The organism is Streptococcus sp. 121, from assembly GCF_016458205.1.
In the GTDB taxonomy this organism is placed as follows: domain Bacteria; phylum Bacillota; class Bacilli; order Lactobacillales; family Streptococcaceae; genus Streptococcus.
This window is the reverse complement of the sequence record NZ_JAEMED010000015.1, coordinates 14,005-40,967: the sequence shown is the minus strand read 5'-3', so window position 1 is coordinate 40,967 and position 26,963 is coordinate 14,005. Positions and strand designations below refer to the sequence as shown.

The window sequence follows — 26,963 nt, the reverse complement described above, 5'->3', positions numbered from 1 at the left end:
GGTTGGAGGTAAAATGAAGGGCTGGGTAACAGACTTTGTAATGAAGACTGAGCAACAAGGAGGATAAGAAACAACCATGAGTCCTTTCCATAACTCTATTGTTCTGGGAAACATTGCAATAGTCAAGTATTTATACAATTATTGTTCAAACTGGGTTTTAATAACCCTCTAAACTTATATTACGAGGAGGTTCTTATGGAAAGTAAATCCATATCGAAAAAGACGGGTATTCTCATGTTCTACACCCTCTTACTTGCTTATATTACCTTTGCCGCCAGTTGGGTTGGTGGCTCGACCTTGGGTCCACAAATTGTGGCTAGCTTCTTCGGAGATAAAGGTGTTGACCCAACCATCTCTGAAATGGTGAACTATACCATTACCGTTGCTCGCGTTGTCGCAAACTTTTTAGCTGCGGCTGTTCTTGTCAAGTTTGGGATTAAGCGCGCTGCCCAAATTGCCATCGGACTACTCTGTTTTGCCTTAGTAGCCGTTTGGATGCCAAATTATTGGCTTTATATCTTAGCTCGCATGATCATGGCCTTAGGTGGCTCCATGATTATGGTCTACATGAACCCCATCGTGGTTCGCTTTGTAAGTCAAGAAAATAAGATTTTCTATTCCTCCTTGATAACAGCCAGCTATAACATCGGTGCCTTTATTATTGCAATTGCCTTTGTCTTCTGGGCAGACACCCTTCGCTTGGATTGGCGCCTAACCCTTTCAGCCGTTGCCTTTGTAGCCTTAGTCCTCTTTATTGTATGGCTGCTCAAGGCCCAAGACTTCGAAACAGGAAGCACACAAGCCCAAGATGCAGCTGCTAGCTACTCCTATAGCCAAGCTCTCAAAGATCCTTTTGTCTGGCGCTTTGCAGTTGGATTTGCTGCCTTTTTGATTCTTTATGTTATGTCCCTTAACTCAATCCCTGGACAGTTGGCTAAAGAATTCCCTGATTTCTTTACTTCCGGTTACATGATTTGTGCCATCTCCGGTGGGGGGATCGCAGGAACCCTGGTTCGTCTCAAGAGCCCTGTTAACCGACCGCGCAAGCCTTACTTAATCCAACTTGGCATCTTGGCTATCGCAACCATGGCCGCTGGAATTAGTAGTATCGCCCTCCTCCATTTACCTTTGGTTGGCTACCTCTTCTTCTTCGCAACCGGCTTCTTAATCTTTTACCAATATGCCGTCTACCTCAATATCCCACATGAACTCCCTAATATGAATCCGCAAAAAGCGACCCTCATGTTCGGAATCATCTGGGGAATTACCTACGGACTCTATACAATCTTAAACTACTTCTGGAGCTGGATTTATGGCCACCTCGGCTTCTGGCCTTCCGCCCTCTTTTACCTCGCAGTGCCTGTGATCTACCTCGCCATGATCCTCACACTCCCAGAAACTTACAAGAAAACAAAATAAGGCATAGGCCCCTATGGGGGACCTTTGTCTTTTTCTTATTATTTAAAAAAAAATTAAACAGATTCCTTCCACATCCCAGAATCATTCCTGAGAAAATGATACCTTTCTCAATAACGGAGTCAGCGAAGTCTGAGCCCACACCTCCCAATTTATACCACAAAAGACCCGTCACTCGTTTACTAGGTGACGGGTTACTTTGTATGCTCTACTCTTTATTTTTCCAACTGGGCTACAAGGGCCTCTAAAACTTCGCCTTCTTCTAAGCCTGTCACTTCTAGAACCACTTCTTTGACAGGTTTGTTAGCTAAGAGTTCTTGCAATTCAACGGATTGAGGATCGTTTACATCCTGATAAGCAAAGACTGCAGCAACGGTTTCCAGTAGGTGTTGGTAGGATAAGTTACACTCTGCCAATTCACGAATTGGACGAATAAAGCGCTCATCGTAACCCAATTTGCGGATAGGTGTTCGTGCTACACGCGCAATATCATCAACAATATAAGGATTTTCAAAACGACTGATGATGACCTTATGATACTCTTCCAATCCAGCCTCATCAAAGCCCCATTTGGCTACAAGCAGGCTGCGAATTTCAGCCAAAACGGCTTCAACTTGTTCTTTGACTGCTGGATTTTGCAAGGCTTCCAGAATGGTCTTAGCCCCAGCCTTAGCTCCAGTATAAGCTGAAGTCGCGTGCCCTGAGTTCACCGAGAAGAGTTTACGTTCAATGAAGGGTTCCAAGTCCTCTTCATAATGAACCTGCTCTAAACGCAGTTCTGGATTTTTCATTCCTTTGGTTTCAACAACCCACTCTTTAAAAGGCTCTACCACTACATAAAGAGGATCCTCATGACTTTGTGCTGGAACAATCCGGTCAACGGCTGCATTTGGGAAACCAACATGTTTAGCCACATAAGCCCGTCCTTCTTCAGATAGATAGCCATCCACTTCCTTAGCTAGGAAACTAGAGCCACCAATCATATTTTCACAAGCTAGAATATCCACATTTCGATGATTATTCTGTGCTAAGCGCTCCTCTAAACCACGCGCAATCACTTCTGCGATAAAAGGAAGGATATTAGGACCAATAGCAGTTGTCACCAAGTCCGCCTCCGCAATGGCTTGGATAACTTGGTCAGGGTTCTGACCGTTGTTAATCCCACGAACTCGTGAAACCTGAATCTTAGGCTGACCTTCTTGGGCAATCTCTATCGTGTAAGATTGTTTCTCATTAAGAGCATTGATGATTTCTTCATTGACATCTACAAAGGCGATTTCAAAATCATTATCAGTTAATACTTGACCAATAAAACCACGACCAATATTTCCTGCACCAAAATGAACTGCTTTTTTCATAGCTTTTCCCTCCCTAAGCTACACTTTCTAGAAGTTGCTTGATTTCTTCCACACTTTGAGCATCTGCCAATTTCACAACATTATCGACATCCGCACAGAAGATGGATATTTTTTGAATCATTTCCAAATGATCATCCCCAAGGCCTGCAATTCCAAATAGAATGGTCGCAATCTTAGGATCCTCTTCGGTTCCAAAATTCACACCTGCAGGAACCTGGACAATGGTAATGCCAGATGATAAGACTTCTTTCTTAGCCGCATCGGTTCCATGTGGAATAGCAATAAAGTTCCCCATATAAACGGAGAGATCTTGGTTCCGTTGAATCATTGCTTCGATGTAGGCTTCTTCGACATGACCTGCCTCTTGCAACTGGCGTCCACAAAAGCGAATAGCTTCTTCTTTATTGGCAAAAGTTTGCTTTAAATGAATGAGCTTATTTTGAAGTTCCATAATTATTCTCCGATTTTTTTCATTTTTTCTGCAAAGATTGTATTCAACAATTGATACAAAATTTCCTGATTACCTGTCCGGTAAATCTCTGTGTAGAGCTTATTTTCAATAATCGATTGACTGATAGCCGTCATTAAATCCCGTATTTCTTCCCGCTCACCTACTGGAGTCAGCATCAACAGAAGCCTCTGAACCGCCTCCTCTTCCTGATTCATAGATGGGGTATAGACAGCATTAGACAATTGAGCAATCACAAATTGACTGGTCTCAACCCGACTCGTTTGGGTGTGCAAGAGGGCTAGGTTGGTCTGTGGAATCGCCAAAGGACTTTGATAAAAGCGATCCAAGAGCTTTTGGCTGACATACTGCGCATCCAAAACCCCATCCAGCTGTCCCACAACTGTTTCCACCGCCCTTTCAAAAGAGGGTTGTGAAGACAATTCCAACAAGCGGAATTGATCTAAGAGATGGCGGCTGGCTTCCAAATAAGCCGGCAAATCATAGACCTTCTCCTCCTCAATCACCACTCTTTCCCGCACCGTGCGATTCTCCTGAACCTTCTGCAGCGTTTCCTGCAAGTCTAGCATTTCCTGAGTACTCGGAAAGGTCGATATCAACTGAAATTCTTGCTGCGCGAGGGGCTTAGTGGTCAAACAATAGTCATAAACATCCATTTCTAAGCCCTCTAATTTGCTGGAACTCCTCACCTCAATGCCTTCGACGAAGGGAGCGATAGTTTTAATTTTGGAAACCAAAACGCTAGCTGAGAGGGGCCGTTCATCCGTCACAAGCAATAAGCGGATCGGGAAAATTTCTGGACTACGCCGCAGGCTGGCGGCAAAGTGCAGAGTAACCAATTCATACTCATACTCATTGTGGATATAAGTTGGAAAGAGTTCCTGTATCAAGAGACTAACCAGTCGGTGTAAAAAGGGATTCCCCTGCCTGGTCAAAAAGGCCATATTCGCCGTTTTCCCCTCTGGAAACAAGACTGGGACTGCTAAACTCAGCCTTATATGATTAAACAAAAAGGAAAAAAGCAATTGATCCTTCATAAAATCACTTTTACTGAAACGCGAGACCGAATCAATCAATTGAGTGACACTGTAATAAAAACGACTGTCAAAACTCTCTCGAAAGAGTGGCACTTCCTGACGGCGGATAATCAATTCATCCACCATGGAAGCAAAGTAAATAATTTCCTGTAAATTGTAAAACTGCTTGGTCGCTGACGACAGCTGACGAAAGAGTTTCTGGGAAAACTCTAAAGCTTCCTTGGACAACTCAAACTGCTGCTCCAACTGCCCCTGATTATCTGCTAGAGAAAGAAGCAGAATCAGAAATTGCTTGAGCTTAGGATCTACCTCCCCAAGTACCGAAGCTAAGTTCTCAAAAGTAGTCCGACAAGCCGAAACAATAGCAGGGTCTAAAACAGAAAATTCAGGATAGTTATCCGACCAAAAATCTTGAACACTGATCGCATTGGCTAAAAGAATCGATAAGATCCTGCGTTTTTGAGACGAAGTTCCCAGCAAACTATAGCCCTTAGAGCGGGATAGGGAGAGTTGAAAATCTTTCAGTCTAGCTTCTATAGCAGCAATATCCTGAATCACAGTCACATTGGAGACCAAATAGGTCTCCTGCAGACTTTCATTGGTCAAAGCCTGATCTGCCAAGAGAAGATCATAGGTTATCAAAAGTTGACGGCAGCTAGGACTATAGGCTTCTTGACCACCTAAATCAATCAGTTGAGACAAATCTCCCTCAAGATAGTATTTTCTCCCATCCTTAACAAGTTCGATACCCTTAGTTTCCAAATAAGGAGTCAAATCAGATAAGGTTCGATAAACCGTTCGAGTTGAAACCTGTAAAATTTCTGTCATTTCCTTCAAGGAAAGCTTCCCTACTTGGAGGAAAGCTTTCAGAAGGTCTTCTTCACGTTTGCTTAGTATCATAGCTTTATTATACTAAACTTTTTACTTATTGATGGATGCGATCCACCATTTTGTCATATTCCGGAGTGGTTACCAAGCTATCCACCACCAAGAGTTGAGCTTCTGGAGCAGCTTGTTGAACTGCAGCCTGATTAGCAATTGTGCTGACCAATAAAATGTTTTTAGCGTTGTGCTCAGCCAAATCTACTAGAGGTACAGTCGCAACTGGGATACCGATGCCACGGTTTTTAAAGATGGCACTAAGCGTTGCCTGTCCCATGGTTGCAGATCCCTGAGCTTGGTCATAAGGGAAGACCACTTCATCCACATAGTTTAGGTCTACTTGCCCTTGTGCTTCTGGTCGTGGATCTGCTTCAAAAATGACTGCTGGCTTTCCAGCCAACTTGCTGACAATATCATCATATTTTGGAGAGGTTAGGAAGTTATCTACAGCAACATGGATGGCCCGTGGAGTTCGTTGAGCAGCACGATCGGCCAATTCCTCTTGAGTAACAATCAAGGTGTTCTCTGTGTCTTCCAAGGCTGAGATGGCCTTGTTGGAAACTGGAATATCCAAGCCAGCTTTTTTAACCTTGTCACGGAGGAGAGAAGCACCCATAGCGGAGCTACCCATTCCTGCATCACAGGCGAAAATGATTTGTTTTACTGTTGCGGAAGAAATTTCCTCAGCGATTGGAGCTAGCGGCTGCCCTTTTGATGCTGCTTTGGCAGCCTTGCTGGCAGCTTGTGCCTCTTCCAAACTTTCTCCTTCAGACTTATCGGCCTTCAAAATAAGGGATGCGACTAAGAAGGAAGCTAGAGCACCCGCAAAAACGCCGGCCAAGACAGCAAGGAGATTGGCAAGGTAACCATCTCCCTTAGGGACCATCCCCATGATGGCAATGATGGAACCTGGAGACGCTGCTGCACCAAGACCTGCATTCAAAAGTTGGAACGCAAAAGTACCTGACACACCTCCGGCAATCGCTGCCAAGAAGAGGGCGGGTTTCATCATCACATAAGGGAAATAAATTTCATGAATCCCACCAAAGAAGTGGATAATCATCGCACCCCAGGAAGAAGATTTGGCAGAACCCTTACCAAAGAAGGCATAGGCTAGGAGGATACCCAAACCTGGTCCAGGGTTGGCTTCAAGTAAGAAGAGAACGGATTTCCCTGTCTCAAGCACTTGCTCAGCCCCCAGCGGTGTAAAAATCCCATGGTTCAAAGCGTTGTTCAAGAAAAGAATCTTAGCAGGTTCAATGATGATATTGGCAAGAGGCAGGAGCTTCATCGCCACAATGGCTTCTACCCCATCTCCGATCATCGCCGTCATACTCTCAACAAAAGGCCCCACAATCTTGAAGGACAAGAGCATTAAGGCAAATCCAAGCAACCCAGCTGAAAAGTTGTTCACCAACATTTCAAAACCAGGACGAATCTTAGGCTGCACAGCTTGGTCAAATTTCTTAATCGCCCAAGCTCCAAAAGGTCCTACCACCATGGCACCAATGAACATCGGAACCGTAGTACCTGCAATGACCCCCATTGTAAGGATAGCACCAACTACCCCACCCCGTTGACCATAGACGTTAAAACCTCCAGTATATCCAATTAAAAGAGGCAAGAGATAGGTAATCATTGGGCCAACAATTGTCGCAAAAGACTCATTTGGCAACCAACCTGTCTCAATAAATAATGAGGTTAAGACACCCCAAGCAATAAAAGCACCAATGTTAGGCATAACCATATTGGACAAGGTTGTCCCTAACTTCTGTAGACGTACACGAAACGATTGCGATTCCATGACACGACCTCCCATCTTTGATTTCTAACCTTAGTATACAGACAAAAAACCAGACAGGGAACTCAAATCTTGTCACACTTTTTGTGACACAGCAAAAAATCGGCGAACTCACCGATTTCTCACAATTTTTGAAAAAAGCCAAATTCCTCTCAAACTGATAAGTGCTACAAAATCAGAATGGGAATTGCTTCATAAAATCACATTCATGTTTAAGGTGATATCTTTTTATTATGAAAGATCTGCTTCTTTTTTCCTCAACTCTTTGCCATCTTCGTAAACAGCCTTAGTACTCCAAAGCAAAGGATTAGCTGGGCAAATCCAATATACATAAATACGGACCAATTTTGCAAGTTAATCCATGAGGCAACCATACTACCTAGGGGAACGAAGAGTCCGACCATTGTGAAAATAATGCTAAAAACGCGTCCTAACATATTGGGTTGAATGCTTGTCTGAATATGTGACATAAAGAAAATATTAAAGATGGTTACACTTCCTGAAAAAATACCACACAGTACCAAAATCAATAATTGGGACCCTCCCGCAAATCCTAACCCAATCCAAGCTAGGGAACCTATAATCAAAAAATAAAAATACTGATTTGGTCCCAATTCCCTCTTACCGAACCAGGTCACAATCAGGGAGGCTAGAATGCTACCAACCGACTGTGCGATCAAAATATAGGCATAAATATTGTCAAATCCTGAAAAAATCGGTGTAAACGGTAGATAAAAGGTATAGATGGCATCTAGAAAATTAACCAGAGCCGCTGTGAGGAGCAGATAAAATATTTGTTTATCCTTATAGATGTAGACCAAACCATCCTTCAGTCCCTGTCCTAATTTTGATTTTGAACTTTCGGTCTTATGCAAGATTTCAAAACGATATTCACACCATGCAGAAACTAGAAATGAAAATGAGTTAATGAGCATGGCATATCGAAATCCAAGCTGGGAAACCACGACTAGAGCTAGAAGTGGCGATACCACACTCACTATTTCTGCTATCAACTTGGATAAGGAATTGTATTGAAATATAGCTGTTTTAGATAACAAATCTCGAATAACCGCCCGATAGGCAGGCGAATTGAAACTATATAAAATAGCTAACAGGGTATTTACAAGAATCAATGCCCATATGTTTTCTGGGTTATAAACCAGAAAGAGAACAAACGTTGCTAGTGCTGCAATCAAGTCTGTCACTAGGAGGATTCTTTTTCTATTGTAAAAATCTGCAACATGTCCGCCAAGGAGATTGAAGATTAATTGGGCTAAAGATTCACTGGACTGATACAGCATCATGAGAAAAGGAGCACTAACTGGATGGCGACTGATCAACAATCGGTTAGCATAGTCAAAAATGACATTTCCAAAATGATTTGTCTGCCCTCTCACCAATAAACGGAAAATATTTCGTTGTTCAGCTTTCATCCAGATATCCTCTTAACCACTGTAACAGTTCTTGCCATTCGTCTTCGTTTTTCAACAGTAAGCTCATTAAAAATCGTAGTTCACCAACAGATTTAGCAGCTCGATGTCTGTCAGGGTATTCTCTGAAATAAGTGAGTGAATAGGGAGGTTCCGGCTTCGTTTGCTCTCCACCATTTTGTAGAAATAAAATGGAGGCAGCAACAGTTGCCGGAATGGCCAACTTCGAAGTCGTATCCTCTATCGGAAGTCTTCCACCGGAGCTTGATTCTACTTTTTCTATACCTATTTCCATGTCAGCCCTTTGTGTCAATTCCATGTGTTCAGTTTCCAACTGAAGCTCCCAGTACCTTTTTAGGATATCTACATCAAAAGCAGTTTCAATGAGAAGTGGGATATTCCCACCGCCAAAGCGTTTACCGACTTCACAAAAAGCGAGCTCATCCGTTTTTGAGTTGTAAAAAAATTCAGCGTGAAAAGGGTGCACGCGCTCAGTCCCTAAAGCCTCTAAGACTTTTTGTGTCTCCCGTTGTAACCGCTGAATAAAATCTAAATCTGCATACCAAGAGTTTGTCCGAATAACCGTGCAATACTTTTCACGACTATCCAAGACAGTTCCAAGATATTCATGGCTGTAGAAGTAGCGAATAGTCCCATCAATGGCCAGTCCATCACAAGTAAACATATAATCATGTTCAAAAACTTCTTCAAGGAGTTGTTGACTTGTATCAAACCCTTCTGAGAGAGAAGTTAAACGAGATACCCCTTTTGCGGCTGACCCGTTTCGGGCTTTTACCATAAAATTAGATGGTAACGGTTCTTGTGGATTTAATAGTCGGGGCTGATTTACATGTCCCTCTACTTGTTGTCGCATGCGCTTTTTATCCTTGTACAGAAAACCTAAACGCCACCGCCCTTTTTCTTTTGACAGGAATGAATGAACCAACGCAACAATATCCATGAGATCTTCATCCAGGGTAAAAAGGTCTTCGATATCCGAACGGCTTTCAAAAAAATCTAAAAGAGTCCAAAGCTCGAAATCGTCTAATACAAAAATTTGTTCTGGGGGAAAGCCACGATCGACATAGGCCGATCGAAGTGCAGGAGGACACACAATTGCAAGATTTTCAGAATATGGAACCTGTACAGTAATAGGAGAATAGCGGTAAACAAAATACTTCATGAGAACCTCCTAAAAATAATGAGTTTCTTGGAGACACCAAGCTTCAGCTTCTAATAGCTGGCGACGAACTGTTTCAAAGTCCTTTCCAACGAAGGACAGTCCCAGTACTGCATCTGCACTATGCTGGGCCAGATTGGATTTTTCTACCGATTTTCGTATATACAATCGTGTCATAAATTCCAAACTCCTCTAATTTTTCAGGTGTTAAATCGGGAATTCGTTGTAGTACACCTGACTTTTTAGCAGTTAATAGCCATCCTACTGCCGGAAAATACTCTGGTAATTTAGGAAGTTCATGCTTACCTACCGCAGTCAGTAACAAAGCAAAAGGATCCTGCCCAAACTTCCTTTCCAGATTTTGTCGAATCCTTGCACCTCCCATTCGACAGGCAATCTCCAAGAAAATAATCTCTTCACCAGTATAAAAAACTTCCAAGTGAAATAAATAAGTACCTTTGGGATCGAGTGACCTAGCCAAATGAATAGCATAGTCTCGCAAGGGAGCATAGTCACGATGGTTCTGCTCCAATGAAACAGCTGCAGCCGAAATCCCTTCCTTTATAAGTAATGGATTATAAAGATAGCGAGAAGGCTCACAATAGATGACTTGACCAGAAGCAAGGAGACCATCAATATGGTAAATATCTCCTTCAATATACTCTTGTAGGAGCAAAGATGGAAGGTCTAAGCCTTCAAGTCTTTCTACTCCCTCACTTATCTCTAAAGGAAATGTGTCTACTGAACCTGCGCCAGCTAAAGGCTTAACAATTATTTTTCCATGAGTTCTCAAAAACTCTTCTGCTTCCTGAAATGACTGAACCCTAGTACTATTAGGAACCCTGAAACCTAACTCCCGTACGCGTTCGGTCATCACATTTTTGTTTCGAAAAACCTTGGCCAATGCAGCACTCTGACCGGGAATTCCATAATTCTCCCTCAAGCGAGCTGCCACTTCAACATCAAATTCATCTAAGGCAAGCAAGGCATCCAAATGCTCCTTTTCTAGCCAGTTTCCACAAACCATCTCAATATTTTCTTGATAGTTCTCAACCATAACCAAAGTTACATTGGCAGGTTTCTCCTTCTCAAAAGTCTCTCGTTTAGCCCTATCAATAAATAGAGCATAATCATCTCCTGATTGTAAACAATCATAAATTGTTGTATACCCCAAGCTAAAGGGGTGCAATAATCCAATTCTCATTAGCGATAACTTTCTAGCGGATTCGCATATTGATTCCGCGACCAATCCCGATAATAGGCAAAATTCTCTTTCGGTTGTTCCAACTCCAGTTCAGGATCTATCCATTTTTGAAAAAGTTTGAGAGGAAGTCCCCAAGTATTTAGGGCATATTCTGCCGAAATAACTTTCTTACTTCTCCGAATTCTCATTAAGGCATTTTCTACTGTCAATTGATACTGCTGATACATCGGATGCAAAAATGGACTTAATTCAGGAAAAACGTCTATGAACAACTCAAAGCTCAATCCAGCTAAATCCATCTCAACAAATAACTCCCGCGCCAATTTCTTCACCACATAGGCCTGTTTCTTATGCCCCGCATCTCCGACCGCAGATAGAAGTTCTGTTAACGCCTCGCTCTGACTCAATATAAAGTGTGTTAAGCTATGACTATTAGTCTCCTGAAACATTCGTTTATAGCGAGACTTCCACACACGAGTTTCATAGATGGAAGCAACACCCTCTTGAATCATTTCCATCCGACGTGGAAAGAAGACACTGTCCAATTTAACCAAGGACTTTCCATGGTAATCCACTAAAACATAGTTCATAATCGTCACCAAGCCTTCGTGATATCGGATACAAAACTTTACATAATAATGCGTTCCTTCAATTGGCAGATTGCAATACAAACGGTCCTTAGGAATCGATATAAGACCAACATCTAACTGCTGCAGTTCCTTTTGAACAGCCTCAATATCGGGAGCAATAACAAAAATGTCCTCATTTGAAACCTGTAGTTCCAAAATTTCGTCCACAAATTTCTGCATAATTTGCACATACCTAACAGGCTCAAACGAAAATAATCCAATTAAGTTTTGATAAGGTGCTGCTAATGGATTGACTAAATTTGAAGGATAGGTTGTACGAAAGCAGGCTTGCTCCTTCATAAAAATACCTGACTCATTAGTCGTAAAACTCCCAACCTCGTCTTGAATAGGTGAGAAGGTAAATAGATACTCATCGCTGCGAACAAGTGGAGAAGAAGATAATTGTTGAGCTTGATAGACTTTTTGAAATAAGTCACGAAAGATAGCATTTCCCATTGATGCTCCCCTTTTCATTTACACTGTTGATTGAAAACAACTCTCCCTGACCTTTTGACATGATCTCTTCCCCCATCTCTTTAACAATGTGTTTTGAAACTTCAGAAATTAGTGTAATAGACGGGTGGCGACCATCAATTTGAAATGGTGAGCGTATTTTCTCTACATAAAATTTGAATCATTCATATTCTGGAAAGTAATATTCCTTTCCAATAGGAGAACATAAAGCATCGAAAATTGAATCATTGCACTAGGATTCATTTCCAAAGAGGCTGGTCTCAAGTACCACCCCCTTAATTTTAGTTAGTGAAAACTTTCTGATAAATAATACTGTAAACAACCAGTTGGATCATTTCGATACAAAATTAGATATTTTTGAAAAAAGCCAAATGCCTACAAGGATGGTTGCTCCATTGATGACTAGCCCAAGCATTTGGATGTTGTCATATATGCTAGGGATTAACAGGCTGAGAATGGCAAAGAAGGTATAGAGTGTCACAATAGCCGAATTCACCAACGATAGCTCATCATGATTGTAACTTGCATAAATCAATTTATTAAACATATTCCCTGAGATCCCAATAATCACAAATCCCAGGAAGAGAAAGAAGAGTTTGAAGTGAGGAATTGGTATCAAAAATACCAAAACAAAGGACAGACCTGACAAAATATAATCTAAAGGAAAAAAGACTCGAGGATCCATCTTGATAGAAGGTGCAAGGATTGCCCCCAGAAGATCTGCTCCACGTTGTAGCCCTAAAACCAAACCCAGATAGGCTACCGAATAACCTTGAGAAATCAGGTAAATCGGTGTAAGAGTCAGCAACAAATCCGTTCCACCACTCAAGACAGCTTCTGTCAAAACAATATAGAAAGAATCCTTAGATTCTGATAAAGCCTTAAATGACGCAGCTCGATCGATTTTCACTCCCTCACCATCTTCCTCCATCTCATGCCCCCTAGAATCTGGAATACGCAGGCGGAATAGGAAATAAAGGGCCGCGATAAAGAAGGGCAAACTTAGCTGCATCAAGACCAAGTAAGAAATGAATCCTAAAAGTACAGATGCAACAAAGTTACTGGCAATATCCAAGACATTTCCTGCCAAATATTGGATATCTACTGACTTGTTAAGCAATTCATCATTATTATCCAGGACAGAGGGAATGACCTTCATCTGCAGGTTATTCAAACAGACAGTCACAAAGCTAAAAAGGAAATTCAAACTCACCATCCATGGAAGTGGCCAAGCCTGTAGCAAACAAAGTAGAATTCCAGCCATAATGGCCAACTGAACCAACTGCAAACTCAATATTGCTAGGCGATTCCTTCGAATAGCTTGTAAATAGGGGCCATAAGCAGCTGCAAACAAACGTGGTAACATCCCAACTAGAGTAAAGAGGGATAGACTCGCAGCATCCACCTGATAAACCTGAACTAAACCAAGCGATAACGCAATCAGATAAAAAGAATCCGCAATATTCCTGCTCGCTGAACTTAAGATGAGTCGATAAAAATTAGGGGTTAAATTAACCCGTTTCTTCTTCATGTAAAGTCACCACCTTCCAGTCTAAACAGTCTAATTGCATATAAAATGGCAGTTTTTTTCATCCAAGTAAAACACCAAATATCTTCAGCAAAATAGCCTGACCGAAATATATGAAATTAAGTGTATCAAACACCAAGATTTCTGTCATGAGTCATTTGTGCAAAATTCTGAATTGTTTTACAAATAAACTTTTTATTTCCTAATCCTTGTGATACACTATTATAAATATAGTACGTTAGGAGGAGCATATTATGACCATACTCTTCATAGGCCGTCGCGAGTTCTTAGCCCAAGCTCTCTCTCACATCTACAAAGACCTAACATTTGATCTATACTTAAACGATTGGACTGAGAGTTATTTAGATATCATTGCCCAGAGACATCCTAGAATGGTTATCCTTGAGATAACTCGACCTGAACGACGGGCATTTTCTGCTTGCCAGGTAATTCGTCAACATTTTCCTGAACAAGCAGTGCTACTTTTTTCAACTCATTATCGCGAATACTATTTCTTAAAAAGTCAAGAATGTGCAGCAAACGGGTATCTCCACCAAGATCTCAGCATGAAAGAAATAACAAACGGCATTTCAGATATTCTCTCTGGGTTTCCATCCTTCCCTTATTCTACTGTCAATTTGCAAACAAACTTGACGCCTCGAGAAATAGACATCTTGTATCAATTACGTCAAAATCATACCCAAACTGAAATTGCAGCCTTACTAAACATCAGCCGTCGAACAGTAAACAATCACCTCACCCATATTCAAGACAAGTTAGAAACAAATTCTAGCTTAGCCTCCGTCTTACGGGCCATTGAATTAGGAATTTTATAGTCCACAAGTGAATGCAAGGCTCACATTGAAAGCTCTGCTCTATTTATCTTGCGTCACCTTCATATATTCAAGGATTTTTAGTACTAACAACTCAGAAGTCCAGACCCCGTCCATGCATTTCAGGACGTTTTCACGACATTTTAGAACATTCCTGTTACAAATCCCCAATCATCTGATAAACTGTCTTTGAAAACCAAGTAGCCTATCAAAGTGATTTCTATTTCCTCGGTTGTGACCATTACGCTAGTTTTCTAAACATCTTGACCGCAACCACAACCAAACCTTTACTGAACTTCCACGATCCTACTTTGAAGGTAGCTTGGTTTTCCGCCGAGAGTTTCCTCTCGGTTTTTTTGCAGCAAAAAAGAGGAAGTCTTTATCTTCCTCTTTCTTTATTTTAGTGATTATTCACCTTTTGCTTTCGCAACGATTTCTTCTTGTACAGACTTAGGTACATCTTCGTAGTGGTCGAATACCATCATGAAGGTACCACGTCCTTGTGATGCTGAACGAAGAACAGTTGCATAACCGAACATTTCAGCAAGTGGTACATAAGCGCGAACGATTTGGCTGTTACCGTGTGCTTCCATACCGTCAACACGTCCACGACGAGCTGTAACGTGACCCATAACATCACCAAGGTTTTCTTCTGGAACAGTGATGGTTACAAGCATCATTGGCTCAAGGATTGCAGGTTGAGCAGTCTTAGCAGCTTCTTTCAAGGCAAGAGATGCCGCGATCTTGAAGGCTGTTTCAGATGAGTCAACATCGTGGTAGGAACCATCGTAAAGTTTAGCTTTCACGTCAACAAGTGGGTATCCTGCAAGAACACCGTTAGCCATTGACTCAACCAAACCTTTTTCTACGGCTGGTACGAATTCACGAGGAACCACACCACCGACGATTGCGTTTTCGAATTCGAAACCTTTTCCTTCTTCGTTAGGTGTAAATTCAATCCAAACATCACCGAATTGTCCTTTACCACCAGATTGACGTTTGAAGAATCCACGTGCTTGAGTAGCAGCACGGAAGGTTTCACGGTAAGATACTTGAGGAGCACCTACGTTCGCTTCAACCTTGAATTCACGTTTCATACGGTCAACAAGGACATCCAAGTGCAACTCACCCATACCAGAGATAACTGTTTCACCAGTTTCAACGTTTGTTTCAACGCGGAATGTTGGATCTTCTTCAGCCAATTTTTGAAGGGCAATACCCATCTTATCTTGGTCTGCTTTAGATTTTGGCTCAACCATCAATTGGATAACTGGTTCTGGAACGTTGATAGACTCAAGGATAACTTTAGCTTTCTCATCTGTCAATGAGTCACCAGTTGTAGTGTCTTTCAAACCAACAGCGGCAGCGATATCACCAGCGTAAACTGTTTCAATTTCTTGACGGCTGTTTGCGTGCATTTGAAGGATACGTCCGATACGCTCACGTTTACCTTTTGAGGTATTCATAACATAAGAACCTGAGTTCAAGACACCTGAATATACACGGAAGAAAGTCAAACGACCAACGAATGGGTCTGTCATAATCTTGAAGGCAAGAGCTGCAAATGGCTCTTCATCAGATGCAGGACGAGTTTCTTCTTCTTCAGTATCTGGGTTGATACCTTTGATAGCTGGGATATCAAGTGGGCTTGGAAGGTAGTCAAGGACTGCATCCAACATCAATTGAACCCCTTTGTTCTTGAAGGCAGAACCACAAAGAACTGGGTAGAATTCTACGTTGATGGTAGCTTTACGGATAGCTGCTTTCAACTCTTCGTTTGTGATTTCTTCCCCTTCAAGGTATTTCATCATCAAGTCTTCGTCAGTTTCTGCAACTGCTTCGACCAATTTTTCACGGTATTCTTCTGCTTGCTCAAGGTATTCAGCTGGGATGTCCTCTTCAAGGATATCTGTACCAAGGTCGTTGGTATAGATTTCAGCTTTCATCTTGATCAAGTCAATGATTCCGCGGAAGTCATCTTCAGCACCGATTGGCAATTGAATTGGGTGTGCGTTTGCTTGCAAACGGTCATGTAGAGTGCTTACTGAGTAAAGGAAGTCCGCACCGATTTTATCCATCTTGTTGGCAAATACGATACGTGGAACACCATATTCAGTAGCTTGGCGCCATACAGTTTCAGTTTGTGGCTCAACACCAGATTGGGAATCCAAAACGGTTACCGCACCATCCAAAACGCGAAGGGAACGTTGTACCTCGATTGTGAAGTCCACGTGTCCTGGGGTATCGATGATGTTAACGCGTGTGTCTTTCCATTGAGCAGTTGTCGCAGCGGATGTGATTGTGATTCCGCGCTCTTGTTCTTGCTCCATCCAGTCCATTTGGGAAGCCCCTTCGTGGGTTTCACCGATTTTGTGGATTTTACCAGTGTAGTAAAGGATCCGCTCAGTAGTTGTAGTTTTACCAGCATCAACGTGAGCCATGATACCGATATTACGAGTTTTTTCTAATGAAAATTCGCGAGCCATTTGTCTCTCCTATAATTTATTTTTTTAATATTATACCATATTCCAAGAAAAGCAGATAGGTAAGACCCACCCGCTTCTCCTGAATTATGCTGGTACATCCTCGTACCTTCTAATTGAACCCGAGTGGCCTGCTTGCAACGAAAAAAGATAACTCTCATTGAATGCAAAGCATTCTGCTTCGATTTCCTATTTTTCGTAGGCAGGCTCACTCTTGGTATCTTAATCTTAGTTGAATTTTAGCTACAAATGTCTGCCAAAAAGATAAAATCTCCTAGCAACCGAAATTGCTGCGTCCATTTTCCTATTTTGGCTAGCATTTGTTTAACGCTAAAATATCCTATCTTACCAGCGGAAGTGTGCGAAGGCACGGTTAGCTTCAGCCATACGGTGAGTATCTTCGCGTTTCTTAACAGCTCCACCAGTGTTGTTTGCTGCGTCCATGATTTCTTTTGCAAGACGGTCTTGCATTGTGTGCTCACCACGGTCACGCGCGATTTGTACCAACCAACGTAGACCTAGAGTTGTACGACGCTCTGGGCGAACTTCAACTGGGACTTGGTAGTTAGAACCACCAACACGGCGTGCACGTACTTCAAGTACAGGCATGATGTTTTCCAATGCTTGCTCGAAGACTTCAAGTGCATCATTACCAGTTGCTTCTTTGATTTGATCGAAGGCACCATAAACGATAGATGCCGCTGTACCACGTTTACCGTCCATCATAACACGGTTGATCAAACGTGTTACCAATTTAGAATTGTAAAGTGGATCTGCTAATACTTCGCGCTTAGGCGCTTGGTTTTTACGACTCATTCTCTCTTATCCCCCTTCTTATCCTTTAGGACGTTTAGTACCGTATTTAGAACGACCTTGTTTACGATCGTTAACACCGGCTGTATCCAAAGCACCACGGACGATATGGTAACGTACCCCTGGAAGGTCCTTTACACGTCCACCACGGATAAGCACCACGCTGTGTTCTTGCAAGTTGTGTCCGATACCTGGGATGTAAGCAGTCACCTCAATCAAGTTGCTCAAACGTACACGAGCAAATTTACGAAGAGCTGAGTTCGGTTTCTTAGGTGTCATGGTACCAACACGAGTCGCAACACCACGTTTTTGTGGTGAGTTTTCACGAGTTGGAACACGTTTCAAGCTGTTGTAACCAACGTTCAAAGCTGGTGATTTAGATTTTTCTACTTTTGATTTACGCGGTTTGCGAACCAATTGGTTAATTGTAGGCATCTACATTCTCCTGTAATTTTTTATTTTTGGATATCAGGCACCGGTGACAGCCCTGAGACGGTGTACTTTTGCAACATTTGTCAGCACGTCTCTGTACACTTTTGAGAGACCAAAAGTAAAAAGTACCGTCAACTATAGTAGCAAATCCTTCCGCTTCTGTCAATTGTTTTTTTGATAAAAATAGAAAGAAAAAGCGCAAAAAAACTAGCTCCTCTGACATCAAAAGAGCTAGTCTTGTTCCCTATTCTATAACAGTGCTTTCACCTGTCACCGTACTCTCCGTTGCCGGAACCACCGGTTGCGGTGTCTCATAGGTTGGAACAGAGTAAGCTGGCTGCGGTTGCTCCACATAGGTGGTTACCTGGCTAGCCGCTGGCGCTGCCGGCGCAACTGGCGCGGCGGAAGAAGGCGCTGGGGCTGCCTCTTGTGAACTTGAGGAAGAACTCAAGGTTTGAAGATCCAAGCCCAAGGCAGTCGCGACAGCTTGCAACCGATTGTTCAAGTCATTTTTCCGATCTCCGTCTGGAAGAGCATCAACCTTTTCCTTAGCCGCACGTAGGTTTCCCTCATTCTGCTCTTCTTCAACTTTTTTTACAAGATCTTCTGCCTCTTCAAAGGCTTCTTCTTCTGGCGATTTGCTGCTAGAAGAAGAGGAAGAGGAAGAGGAAGAAGGTGCTGTGATTCTTGTTTGGGATTGTTGACCTCGCTGCATGCTGCGTGCAACTGCTAAGCCCATCATCAAGACCAGCATCAAGAGGGCCAAAATAAATATGCGCACCCAAATGGAGCTCTGGTCAAACCGATCTAAAAACTGCTTCACTCTGTAACCTCATTCGTACTTTCTGTAAAAATATTTCCAAGTTCAACATCTACCTGCATCGCATCCACGTCAATCTTGGTCACCCGTAAGAGGGAGCGGTAATCAAAAGCTTCACGCTTCTCTTGGGCATTGTCAGCAAAAACGGCAACACCTGCCAAGCTGGAATCAAACTCATCCAAAAGGCTAATCATCCCACGAATGGTTCCGCCGCCTTTGAGGAAGTCATCCACAATCAGCACCCGGCTGCCAGCCGGCAAGCTCCGCTTGGAAAGAAACATCTTTTCAATCCGTGAGCTAGAACCAGACGCATAATTGACGCTGACCGTCGAACCTTCCGTAATTTTCAAGTCCCGCCGGACAATGACAAAGGGTACGTTCAGGACGTTGGCTACCGCATTGGCCAAGGGAACCCCTTTGGTCGCTACGGTCATCACTGCATCAATGGGCTCATCTTGAAAGGCCTTGGCGATAATACGACCAATGCTCTTCAACAATATTGGGTTGCTCAATAGATCGGACAGGTAAATATAACCTCCCGGTAAAATCCGATCACTGGCTGATAATTGCTCCCGCAACTCTTCTCCAATCTGGAGACTCTCTTCTTTAGAAATGGAAGGCTTGAAAATGACACCCCCGCCAGCACCTGTGATGGTCTCGATATGACCAACTTCCATTTCTTCAAAGGCCCGCTTAATGATCACAATATCTTCAGAAATAGAAGATTTAGCCGTTTGATACTTGGACGCAAATGTATTAAGACCAGTCAACTCATACGGATGGTTAATCAAATAGTTGGAGATCACAACCATCCGCTCACTTCTTCTTAATTTCATTTCTTCAACCTATTTTTTCTTGTTTTTTACAATTATATCACATAACATGTAAAAACGTTCGGCTTTTTTTCATTTCCTCTGGTCTTTCAGGAGGCTCAGAAGAAGAATAAATTGAAAACTTCGCTCATTTTCCTCTAGCAACCTTCGGAATTCACGCATTTCCCAAGAATGAACCGAAATCCAAGAACAATCTTTGACAGGTATCACCATCCGTCCCACCACTGCTCTGCCTAAACCCCACTTCGTCTGGGCTAGTCTTCCAATAGCGGTTTATAAAAGTTTCGGTTGTCCAAAGCAAAAATACGAGCAGTCATTTCACCAGGACCTACCTTGTCTAAAGCGCTTGTCATCATCATCATGCTGGCGTCCATGTTATCAATCATATGGATAACTTCAGCTTCCATGACCTGTGGTCGGACCGGGCTACCGTATTCCAACAAGCCATGGTGGCTGAGGACCACATGGCGAAGAAGAACAACATCTTCCTTTTCATCGTCGATACCTAACTCCACCAAGACCTTGGTGATTTCTTCATCAATCAAGGCAATATGGCCAATCAAATTCCCGCGTACAGTGTACTCAGTATGGTCTGGGCCTGTCAACTCAAGCACCTTGGCTAAGTCATGTAGGAGAATGCCCGAAATCAGTAAACTCAAATTTAGTTGAGGGTAGATCTGAACAATAGACTGGGCCAGCCGCAGCATGGTTACTGTGTGAAAAGCTAACCCTGTTTCAAAAGCATGGTGATTGGTCTTAGCTGCTGGATAGGTATAGAAGGCTTGGTCATACTTTTGAAAAAGAGCCCGAACCACGCGTTGCCAGACTGGATTTTCAATTTGGAAGATGCATTCCGAAACATACTCCCGTAATTGGACCGGGTCTACCGGTGGTTCTTCCTTGTAGAGAGCCGGATCTGTTGGTTCACCAGCCCTAGCTAGACGGATCGAAAGCTGATTAACTTGTGGAGTATTGTTGTAAACTTCCCGCCGTCCACGCATAAAAATCACGCGTCCAGCTTGAAAATCTTCCACATTTTTCTCTTGAGCATCCCAAAGCTTGCCTTCAATCTCCCCTGTATTATCTTGAAAAGTGAAAGCCAAGTAATTTTTTCCAGCCCGAGTCTGTCTTAAATCTGCCTTTTTAATGAGATAAAATCCTTCAAAGAATTCATCTTTTTTCATTTGATTAATTTTCATGTTTTCCCTCCTCTGTCCATGAGAGCAATTTGGCAAGGTCTAGTTCTTCTTCTAACTCAATCTGCCGCAAGCTGCGCTCAATGGCTCTGCTGCGGACTCCTATCAATTGGTCTAGACTGCCGCTTGCGGTGCGCAGTTGTTCTTGGGTTTTGTCCAAGACCCGGCCAAAGTTTTGAAATTCCTTTTTGACCGCAGCCAGGACTTGGCTGATATCCTCTGCGTTGCGCTGTAGGTGAAGGGTCTTGAATCCAACAGCTAGCGAATTGAGCAGGGCTGCCAAGGTCGATGGTCCAGCCAGAACCACCTGTTCTTCCTTGCGCAACTGATCCAGAAAGAGTGGATCTCGAACCAGCTCTGCATAAAGGGCCTCCGTTGGTAGAAAGAGGATCCCAAAGTCTGTGGTTCGCGGTGGCGCAATGTATTTTGTTTTGATGTCACGCGCAAATCCCTTGACCGCCCGCAACAAGTCCTTACGTGCCTGGGCCACCGCCTCCTTGTCACCTTGGTCAAAAGCCTCTTCCAGACGGTAAAAGGATTCCAGAGGGAATTTGGCATCAATAGGTAAGTAGACCTCCTTCCCGGACGGTCCTGGAAACTTAATCGCGTATTCCACCCGATTTCGTGATTCTGGTACTAAGGCAAACTCCCGCTCATATTGATGCGGCGCCAACATATCTTCTAAGATTTGACCCAGCTGGATCTCCCCTAGAATTCCCCGACTCTTACTGCCAGAGAGGACCTTGTTAAGGTTGCCCACATCTTGAGCCACAGTCCGCATCTCACCCAAGCCTTTATTCACACTCTCCAACTGCTGGGAGACGGTTTCAAAAGAAGTGCGCAAGCGACTTTGCAGAGTCGTTTCCAATTTCTCTTCCACGGTTTGCCGCATAGCCTCTAAGCAGGCTTCATTAGACTCCTGCAAGCGACGCATTCCTTGCTCCGTCTGCTCCCTATTTTGAGCCAGACTGGTCCGAACCTCCGCTCGCAAGTCCTGCATTTCTTCCTGGATGTTGGCTTGCTGACTAACCAGACGGTCGGTCAGCTGCAATTCCAACTTACCTTCACGTACCTGGGCATCCTTGGCCAACTCCGTAAAACGAAAATCTAATTGGTCCGACAAGCGGTCAATGTGGTTATCCCATTCCCGCTTTTCCTCCTCACGCCCCCGCTGCAGCGCTTGATAAAGCTGGTAGCCCAAGAAAATATTCACAATTCCTAATAGTATCAGCACCAGCTCCATGGTTCACCTCCTGTCCCGTGAATAGATGATAATAGCATAGCCCTTTTCCACCCGCAGACGAATCGGACGGTCTAAGAACTCATTTGATCCATAAATTTTTTTATAAAAATAATTAGAGGCATTAAGCAGATACCGAGCTCCCTCTATCTCAAAAGGGCTATCCGGTTCCACCATGAAGGAAACATAGGTGAATCCAACTAGGGGCGCCACGGTCTGCCAGCCAGGACCGCGGTATAGGACCCGATTCTGGTCGTCCACCAGCTGAACCCGATCTAGGAGAGGAGCGAATTCTGCCTGACTCGGCCAAAACAAATTGGCCAAACTATGGTCCAAGCGGCCTCCCAAGGCCCCATAAACCGTTACTTCTCCCTGCGGAAAATGTTCCAGCACCACCCGAAGGGCTACTTCTAAATCGGTATCATTCTTCTCTGCTGCCAACTCCACTACATGCTGGGCATGCTCAACAATGCGGTTCCGCTCTTCAATCGTCACCGAATCAAAATCACCAACAGCCCAATCAAGTGATAATCCTGCTTCCAATACGGTTAAACAACCCCGGTCAACCCCAATGGTCACCTGGTTCTCAAGTGGCAAAGAGAGCCCTGGAGGCCCTCCTGCGACAATTACAATCTTAGTCATTTACACGTAACGTCTGGCGGAGCTTGTCCATCCCCTCTTCCAGACCCCCGTTAAATAAGTAACTACCCGCTACAAAGACATTGGCTCCTGCCTCTGCCGCTAGTCCAATCGTCTTGTCATCAATACCACCATCCACTTCAATGTCAAAGTCTAGGCCTTTAGCCTCACGCAAGGCTGCCAACTGGCTAATCTTCTCCAAAGTCTCCGGCAGAAAGGCTTGACCTCCAAAACCAGGATTAACCGTCATGACCAAGACTTGATCGACCAAGCCCAGCACATGTTCGATGGCTGAAACCGGTGTTCCAGGATTCATAACCACACTGGCCTTCATCCCCAATTTCCGGATTCGTTGCAAGGCACCATGAATATGGGGAGTTGCCTCCACATGAATGCTGATGATATCCGCTCCCGCACGCGCAAACTCCTCCAGATGACTCTCCGGGTTGCTTACCATCAGGTGGCAATCAAAAACGAGTTGGCTGTGCCGACGAAGGCTAGCCACCACTCCGGCTCCGAAACTGATGTTGGGAACAAAGTGCCCGTCCATAATGTCAATATGGACATACTGTGCGCCTGTCGCCTCAATCCGCTTCATCTCTGTTTCAAAATTGGCATAATCCGCACTTAGAATCGATGGGGCAATATAAAACTTTCTCATTTTTTTCCTCCCTTTTTGTAGGTCTCACGGCGCTGCTCCACTTCACTCAGGAGCTGCAAGTAATTGTCAAAGCGGAAGGTCGCAATCGCACCTTCCTCTACAGCCGGCTTGACAGCACAAGACGGTTCGTGGCGATGGGTACAGGTCCGGAATTTACAGTCATGGCTGAACCTTCGAATTTCCGGAAAGGCATTGTTTAAATCTTCTGGCTGACTAATTTCATAGTCAAGAGAAGAGAAACCTGGAGTATCCGCAATCTTACCTCCAAAGAGATCATAAAGGGTTACGGCCCGCGTCGTATGGCGACCCCGACCAAGACTGGAGGAAATCTCTCCTGTCTCCAAATCCAGACCCGGAGCCAAACGATTCAGCAAGGTCGATTTCCCTACCCCAGTCTGACCCATAAAGACCGTCAGCTTATCATGAAGCAAGGGCTCTAACTCCTCTGGCCAACTGACCATGGGATACCCAATACCAGTATAGACCTCTCGGATAGAATCCAGTTCCGCTGAATCCTCCAACAAATCTGTCTTTGTCAAGTAAATAATAGGGGAAATCCCCTTGTGCTCCAGTAAAACTAGAAACCGATCTAACAGATTCAAATTCAAATCCGGCTCCCGAACAGAAACCAGAACAACCGCCTGATCGATATTGACAATCGGTGGCCGAACCAGCTCATTTTTACGCTCTGAAATCGCTAAAATATACCCCTCAGATTGCTCTTCTGCAGAAAATTCTACCCAATCCCCTACATAGGGAGTCTGCCCTTTTTTCCGAAAATTTCCCCGAGCTCGGGTTTGATAGACCTGACCTTCCGCTTCTACATAGTAGAAACCAGCCAAGGCCTTAATAATGCGTCCTTGCAAATTCTTTCTTATCCTTTCTGCTCTTCAAGCGCTCTCGCTAGGCTAGCAAACTCTTCCAAGCCTAGGGTTTCACCCCTCACGCTTGGCGCAATCCCAGCCGCTTCCAAAGAACGGTTAAGCCAGTCTTTGGTTTCTGGATCCTTGCCGAAATAAGCCTGCAGGTTATTCCAGAGTGTCTTCCGACGATGGTGGAAACTGGCCTTGACCAATTTAAAGTAAAAATCCTCATCTGAAACTTCTACGACCGGTTGAGGGAGACGTGTCATTTTTAAAATTGCACTATCGACGTTCGGCGCAGGAACAAAAACTGTCCGCGGAACAATGAAAGCCACTTTGGCCTCCATATAGTACTGGACAGCGACCGACAGGGAGCCATAATCCTTGGTCCCCGGCTGCGCCGAAATGCGATCCGCCACTTCCTTTTGCATCATGACAATAAATTCCGCAAAGGGAATGCCACTTTCTAAGAGATGCATGAGAATCGGCGTCGTGATGTAATAAGGTAAATTAGCAACAACCTTAATAGGCAGGTCTGGATTGCGGAAACGGCTTAACTGCTCCGCCAAATCTACCTTGAGAATGTCGGCCTGCACCACCTGAACATTGTCAAAGTCTGCCAAGGTTTCACCCAAAATCGGAATCAAACGCTCATCAATCTCAAAAGCCATCACCTCAGCCGCTTGTTCAGCCAAAAATTCGGTTAAAGCCCCAATCCCTGGCCCGATTTCAATGACATTCACTTCCTTACTCAACTCAGCCGTATCCACAATTTTCTGCAAAATATTGGTATCCGTCAAAAAGTTCTGCCCAAATGATTTCTTAAAGGTAAAACCATGACGCTCCAAAACAGCACGCGTCACACTATAATCTGCTATCCTCATATCTATATCCCATCTCAATCTTTTACTACTATTATACCCTATTCTCCAATCCAAACCAAACAGAGCCAATAAATAATCGGCAGGATACTATACTAATTAAAACAGCCCATTTCATTAAGGACGAACCAAAAACGACTATCAATCCTTGTTAGGTTTGACAGCCATTTGTTAATCGTACTACCTCTCTCAGTTCCAAAAATTAATATAACAGTAAATTCAAGTTACCCGTTGTGCTAGTTAATTCTGGAAATAATAAAAAACTTTGCGTATCATAAACTCAAAACCACCACGAATTGAGGACATGATATGCAAAGCCAAGTACATTATCTCGCGAATCCATCACAAACACAAGTAGTTTTCAACAAAATTTTGGTTAAAGTGACAGATCTATACGAGAAATATGTTCCAGAATCGGTTCGTTTTCGTAAGAATGTCCATTTGCAACTTCAACCAGATGTTATCTTGATTTCTAGCTACATTTGGGCTTTACAACAAGGTTGTAGATCAGCTAATGCTATTTATCGCGCAATTCGTACTAACTTGTTTCCTGAATGTTTTCCTGAACGATCTAGATTTTGCCGGATATGCCAAAATCTTTCTCAAGTGATTCAGATGATGCGCTATTATTTTGTAGATTCTCTCGTCAACAGCAGTGAATTCGGTATTATTGACAGTTTTCCCTGTGCTTTGTGTAAACCAATTAGAAATTGTCGAGCAAAACTTCTTGAGTCGACAGCTAATATAGGCTTTAACGCTACAAAACAAGAACATTACTATGGTATTAAATTTTCCGTAGTAGTTGGAGATAACGGTTTTCCAATCAATTATGTAGTCACACCAGCATCAATCCATGATAGTCAAATAGCTTATGAACTACTCACTACCAGCCCATTCTCGATTGTTTATGGCGACAAGGGATATGTAACTAGATCATTGAAAGATGACTTATTAAGGTGTGGAATCAGATTAATAACTCAATTAAGAGAGAATATGAGTGATTACTCTAAACTGGAAAATCATAAGATTGGACGACTGCGTAAACCTATTGAAACGGTATTTTCGAGTTTAGAGCAGTTTGGGATTGAGGATTTAAGATGCAGGAATCTCTATGCTTTAAAATTTAAAGTAGAGGCCATCCTATTAACTTATTCCATATTACTTCATCAAAGCCAGATCGAAAATGGTTTCAGTCTAAAATATTCACTTGCTTACCCTTAAATCAACTAGCACAACGGGTTCAAGTTATATAAATCTAAGAAAATAATTCTAAAACCGATAAATCTTAGACAGGTTATCCACAAAGGAGTATACTAGAGAGGTAGAAAGTTACAAAGCGGGACGGAAATCTGATTTTGGAGGTAATGCCTATGCACAACCACCTAGAAAGGACTACCGTCATGGCAGTGGAAGCAGCTCTAGAGCTCATGCTTCTTTTCGGGATGCTAATTCTCGAACTTTTGTCACTTATTTTGGCGTTTATTAACAACAAAAATAAAAAATGACAGCCAGCCGCTATGAACTTGATTGATTGATTAGCGGCTAACTGTCGACTATCATTCGTCCCGTCTTTAAAACGGTCTACTTGAGGTTGAGCGGGAACTCAACCTCTTTCATAACAAGTATAGCAGATGGTTTGGACAAAGGCAAAAAATTATCGGTTTGAATTCTCAAATTCATTTTTCACCTACAAGTATCTACAGCAGTTTCGCTAAGGAACTGCTTTTTTATGTATAGCAATTGAAATCCTTAGCCTCTATCTCGACTACCACAACCAAAACAAAAAGAAATAACCGTCTGACTTTAGCGAGGTTGACGGTTATTTCTTAACTTTTCATGCTGAGCTACCGTTCTATACGGT

At 43.2% G+C, this 26,963-nt stretch carries 24 protein-coding genes; 4 read left to right on the top strand and 20 right to left on the bottom strand.

Annotated features, from left to right (window positions below; translation table 11 throughout):
• The first annotated feature begins 195 nt into the window (after positions 1-195).
• Positions 196-1,419, top strand: coding sequence for an MFS transporter (locus JEQ21_RS04495; protein ID WP_199364213.1), 1,224 nt, complete (start codon positions 196-198; stop codon positions 1,417-1,419).
• A gap of 212 nt (positions 1,420-1,631) precedes the next feature.
• Here the strand turns inward: JEQ21_RS04495 and JEQ21_RS04490 are convergent, their stop codons facing one another.
• The 9 genes from JEQ21_RS04490 to JEQ21_RS04450 form a co-directional block, all read right to left on the bottom strand.
• On the bottom strand, positions 1,632-2,774 hold the full coding sequence (locus tag JEQ21_RS04490; RefSeq protein WP_199364211.1) for a mannitol-1-phosphate 5-dehydrogenase: 1,143 nt from the start codon (positions 2,772-2,774) through the stop codon (positions 1,632-1,634).
• A gap of 13 nt (positions 2,775-2,787) precedes the next feature.
• Complete coding sequence (locus JEQ21_RS04485; protein WP_199364209.1) at positions 2,788-3,225, bottom strand: PTS sugar transporter subunit IIA; 438 nt, start codon at positions 3,223-3,225, stop codon at positions 2,788-2,790.
• Between the two features lie 2 nt (positions 3,226-3,227).
• On the bottom strand, positions 3,228-5,180 hold the full coding sequence (locus tag JEQ21_RS04480; protein ID WP_199364207.1) for a BglG family transcription antiterminator: 1,953 nt from the start codon (positions 5,178-5,180) through the stop codon (positions 3,228-3,230).
• 25 nt (positions 5,181-5,205) lie between these two features.
• Positions 5,206-6,966, bottom strand: a complete 1,761-nt coding sequence (locus JEQ21_RS04475; RefSeq protein WP_199364204.1) for a PTS mannitol transporter subunit IICB — start codon at positions 6,964-6,966, stop codon at positions 5,206-5,208.
• 254 nt (positions 6,967-7,220) lie between these two features.
• On the bottom strand, positions 7,221-8,396 hold the full coding sequence (locus tag JEQ21_RS04470) for an MFS transporter (RefSeq protein ID WP_199364202.1): 1,176 nt from the start codon (positions 8,394-8,396) through the stop codon (positions 7,221-7,223).
• Positions 8,386-9,576, bottom strand: a complete 1,191-nt coding sequence (locus JEQ21_RS04465) for a biotin carboxylase (RefSeq protein ID WP_199364200.1) — start codon at positions 9,574-9,576, stop codon at positions 8,386-8,388. Before JEQ21_RS04465 ends, JEQ21_RS04470 begins: the two co-directional genes overlap by 11 nt.
• A 118-nt stretch (positions 9,577-9,694) precedes the next feature.
• Positions 9,695-10,777 (bottom strand): ATP-grasp domain-containing protein, encoded by a 1,083-nt coding sequence (locus JEQ21_RS04460; protein WP_199364198.1) that lies wholly within the window; start codon positions 10,775-10,777, stop codon positions 9,695-9,697.
• The gene (locus tag JEQ21_RS04455) at positions 10,777-11,862 is read right to left on the bottom strand and encodes a hypothetical protein (RefSeq protein WP_199364196.1); all 1,086 of its coding nucleotides are present in this window, start codon (positions 11,860-11,862) and stop codon (positions 10,777-10,779) included. Before JEQ21_RS04455 ends, JEQ21_RS04460 begins: the two co-directional genes overlap by 1 nt.
• Before the next feature lie 349 nt (positions 11,863-12,211).
• On the bottom strand, positions 12,212-13,411 hold the full coding sequence (locus tag JEQ21_RS04450) for an MFS transporter (protein ID WP_199364194.1): 1,200 nt from the start codon (positions 13,409-13,411) through the stop codon (positions 12,212-12,214).
• Positions 13,412-13,662: 251 nt separating this feature from the next.
• Between JEQ21_RS04450 and JEQ21_RS04445 the strand changes: the two genes are divergently transcribed.
• Positions 13,663-14,244 (top strand): helix-turn-helix transcriptional regulator, encoded by a 582-nt coding sequence (locus tag JEQ21_RS04445; protein ID WP_199364192.1) that lies wholly within the window; start codon positions 13,663-13,665, stop codon positions 14,242-14,244.
• A gap of 404 nt (positions 14,245-14,648) precedes the next feature.
• Here the strand turns inward: JEQ21_RS04445 and fusA are convergent, their stop codons facing one another.
• The 11 genes from fusA to rsmA form a co-directional block, all read right to left on the bottom strand.
• Positions 14,649-16,727, bottom strand: a complete 2,079-nt coding sequence (fusA, locus tag JEQ21_RS04440; protein ID WP_196966955.1) for an elongation factor G — start codon at positions 16,725-16,727, stop codon at positions 14,649-14,651.
• 342 nt (positions 16,728-17,069) lie between these two features.
• Entirely contained in the window at positions 17,070-17,540 is a 471-nt protein-coding gene (rpsG, locus tag JEQ21_RS04435) for a 30S ribosomal protein S7 (RefSeq protein WP_135038063.1), read from the bottom strand.
• 18 nt (positions 17,541-17,558) lie between these two features.
• Positions 17,559-17,972: a 30S ribosomal protein S12 gene (gene rpsL, locus JEQ21_RS04430; RefSeq protein ID WP_135038061.1), complete on the bottom strand. Its 414-nt coding sequence runs from the start codon at positions 17,970-17,972 to the stop codon at positions 17,559-17,561.
• A 241-nt stretch (positions 17,973-18,213) separates the two neighbouring features.
• A complete protein-coding gene (locus tag JEQ21_RS04425; protein ID WP_199364190.1) occupies positions 18,214-18,792 on the bottom strand; it encodes a hypothetical protein in 579 nt (192 codons plus the stop codon).
• Positions 18,789-19,625 carry a pur operon repressor gene (gene purR, locus JEQ21_RS04420; RefSeq protein ID WP_196092052.1) on the bottom strand — a complete coding sequence of 279 codons (837 nt, stop codon included), beginning with the start codon at positions 19,623-19,625 and terminating at the stop codon, positions 18,789-18,791. The genes JEQ21_RS04425 and purR overlap by 4 nt, the downstream gene beginning before the upstream one ends.
• A gap of 251 nt (positions 19,626-19,876) precedes the next feature.
• Positions 19,877-20,821 (bottom strand): 3'-5' exoribonuclease YhaM family protein, encoded by a 945-nt coding sequence (locus JEQ21_RS04415; protein WP_196092051.1) that lies wholly within the window; start codon positions 20,819-20,821, stop codon positions 19,877-19,879.
• Positions 20,811-22,061: a DNA recombination protein RmuC gene (locus JEQ21_RS04410; protein WP_199364188.1), complete on the bottom strand. Its 1,251-nt coding sequence runs from the start codon at positions 22,059-22,061 to the stop codon at positions 20,811-20,813. Before JEQ21_RS04410 ends, JEQ21_RS04415 begins: the two co-directional genes overlap by 11 nt.
• A gap of 3 nt (positions 22,062-22,064) precedes the next feature.
• Complete coding sequence (locus tag JEQ21_RS04405; protein WP_199364186.1) at positions 22,065-22,700, bottom strand: thiamine diphosphokinase; 636 nt, start codon at positions 22,698-22,700, stop codon at positions 22,065-22,067.
• On the bottom strand, positions 22,693-23,358 hold the full coding sequence (gene rpe / locus JEQ21_RS04400; protein WP_199364184.1) for a ribulose-phosphate 3-epimerase: 666 nt from the start codon (positions 23,356-23,358) through the stop codon (positions 22,693-22,695). Before rpe ends, JEQ21_RS04405 begins: the two co-directional genes overlap by 8 nt.
• Positions 23,355-24,224, bottom strand: a complete 870-nt coding sequence (rsgA, locus tag JEQ21_RS04395) for a ribosome small subunit-dependent GTPase A (protein ID WP_199364182.1) — start codon at positions 24,222-24,224, stop codon at positions 23,355-23,357. Before rsgA ends, rpe begins: the two co-directional genes overlap by 4 nt.
• An 8-nt stretch (positions 24,225-24,232) precedes the next feature.
• The gene (gene rsmA, locus JEQ21_RS04390; RefSeq protein WP_199364180.1) at positions 24,233-25,105 is read right to left on the bottom strand and encodes a 16S rRNA (adenine(1518)-N(6)/adenine(1519)-N(6))-dimethyltransferase RsmA; all 873 of its coding nucleotides are present in this window, start codon (positions 25,103-25,105) and stop codon (positions 24,233-24,235) included.
• 306 nt (positions 25,106-25,411) lie between these two features.
• On the opposite strand from rsmA, the gene JEQ21_RS04385 reads away from it, so the two are divergent.
• Together JEQ21_RS04385 and JEQ21_RS10260 are read left to right on the top strand one after the other, a co-directional pair.
• Positions 25,412-26,323, top strand: a complete 912-nt coding sequence (locus tag JEQ21_RS04385) for an IS982 family transposase (protein ID WP_199364178.1) — start codon at positions 25,412-25,414, stop codon at positions 26,321-26,323.
• 143 nt (positions 26,324-26,466) lie between these two features.
• Positions 26,467-26,607, top strand: coding sequence for a putative holin-like toxin (locus JEQ21_RS10260; RefSeq protein ID WP_442805114.1), 141 nt, complete (start codon positions 26,467-26,469; stop codon positions 26,605-26,607).
• Positions 26,608-26,963 lie beyond the last annotated feature (356 nt).

Coding starts and splice junctions, on each gene's coding strand:
- rpsG (WP_135038063.1), bottom strand. CDS start 17,540: ATGAGTCGTAAAAACCAAGCGCCTAAGCGCGAAGTATTAGCAGATCCA.
- JEQ21_RS04485 (WP_199364209.1), bottom strand. CDS start 3,225: ATGGAACTTCAAAATAAGCTCATTCATTTAAAGCAAACTTTTGCCAAT.
- JEQ21_RS04465 (WP_199364200.1), bottom strand. CDS start 9,576: ATGAAGTATTTTGTTTACCGCTATTCTCCTATTACTGTACAGGTTCCA.
- JEQ21_RS04455 (WP_199364196.1), bottom strand. CDS start 11,862: ATGGGAAATGCTATCTTTCGTGACTTATTTCAAAAAGTCTATCAAGCT.
- JEQ21_RS04415 (WP_196092051.1), bottom strand. CDS start 20,821: ATGAAAATTAATCAAATGAAAAAAGATGAATTCTTTGAAGGATTTTAT.
- JEQ21_RS04475 (WP_199364204.1), bottom strand. CDS start 6,966: ATGGAATCGCAATCGTTTCGTGTACGTCTACAGAAGTTAGGGACAACC.
- JEQ21_RS04470 (WP_199364202.1), bottom strand. CDS start 8,396: ATGAAAGCTGAACAACGAAATATTTTCCGTTTATTGGTGAGAGGGCAG.
- JEQ21_RS04405 (WP_199364186.1), bottom strand. CDS start 22,700: ATGACTAAGATTGTAATTGTCGCAGGAGGGCCTCCAGGGCTCTCTTTG.
- rsmA (WP_199364180.1), bottom strand. CDS start 25,105: ATGAGGATAGCAGATTATAGTGTGACGCGTGCTGTTTTGGAGCGTCAT.
- JEQ21_RS04480 (WP_199364207.1), bottom strand. CDS start 5,180: ATGATACTAAGCAAACGTGAAGAAGACCTTCTGAAAGCTTTCCTCCAA.
- purR (WP_196092052.1), bottom strand. CDS start 19,625: ATGAAATTAAGAAGAAGTGAGCGGATGGTTGTGATCTCCAACTATTTG.
- rpe (WP_199364184.1), bottom strand. CDS start 23,358: ATGAGAAAGTTTTATATTGCCCCATCGATTCTAAGTGCGGATTATGCC.
- fusA (WP_196966955.1), bottom strand. CDS start 16,727: ATGGCTCGCGAATTTTCATTAGAAAAAACTCGTAATATCGGTATCATG.
- JEQ21_RS04490 (WP_199364211.1), bottom strand. CDS start 2,774: ATGAAAAAAGCAGTTCATTTTGGTGCAGGAAATATTGGTCGTGGTTTT.
- JEQ21_RS04385 (WP_199364178.1), top strand. CDS start 25,412: ATGCAAAGCCAAGTACATTATCTCGCGAATCCATCACAAACACAAGTA.
- JEQ21_RS04495 (WP_199364213.1), top strand. CDS start 196: ATGGAAAGTAAATCCATATCGAAAAAGACGGGTATTCTCATGTTCTAC.
- JEQ21_RS04450 (WP_199364194.1), bottom strand. CDS start 13,411: ATGAAGAAGAAACGGGTTAATTTAACCCCTAATTTTTATCGACTCATC.
- JEQ21_RS04445 (WP_199364192.1), top strand. CDS start 13,663: ATGACCATACTCTTCATAGGCCGTCGCGAGTTCTTAGCCCAAGCTCTC.
- JEQ21_RS04410 (WP_199364188.1), bottom strand. CDS start 22,061: ATGGAGCTGGTGCTGATACTATTAGGAATTGTGAATATTTTCTTGGGC.
- JEQ21_RS10260 (WP_442805114.1), top strand. CDS start 26,467: ATGCCTATGCACAACCACCTAGAAAGGACTACCGTCATGGCAGTGGAA.
- JEQ21_RS04460 (WP_199364198.1), bottom strand. CDS start 10,777: ATGAGAATTGGATTATTGCACCCCTTTAGCTTGGGGTATACAACAATT.
- rpsL (WP_135038061.1), bottom strand. CDS start 17,972: ATGCCTACAATTAACCAATTGGTTCGCAAACCGCGTAAATCAAAAGTA.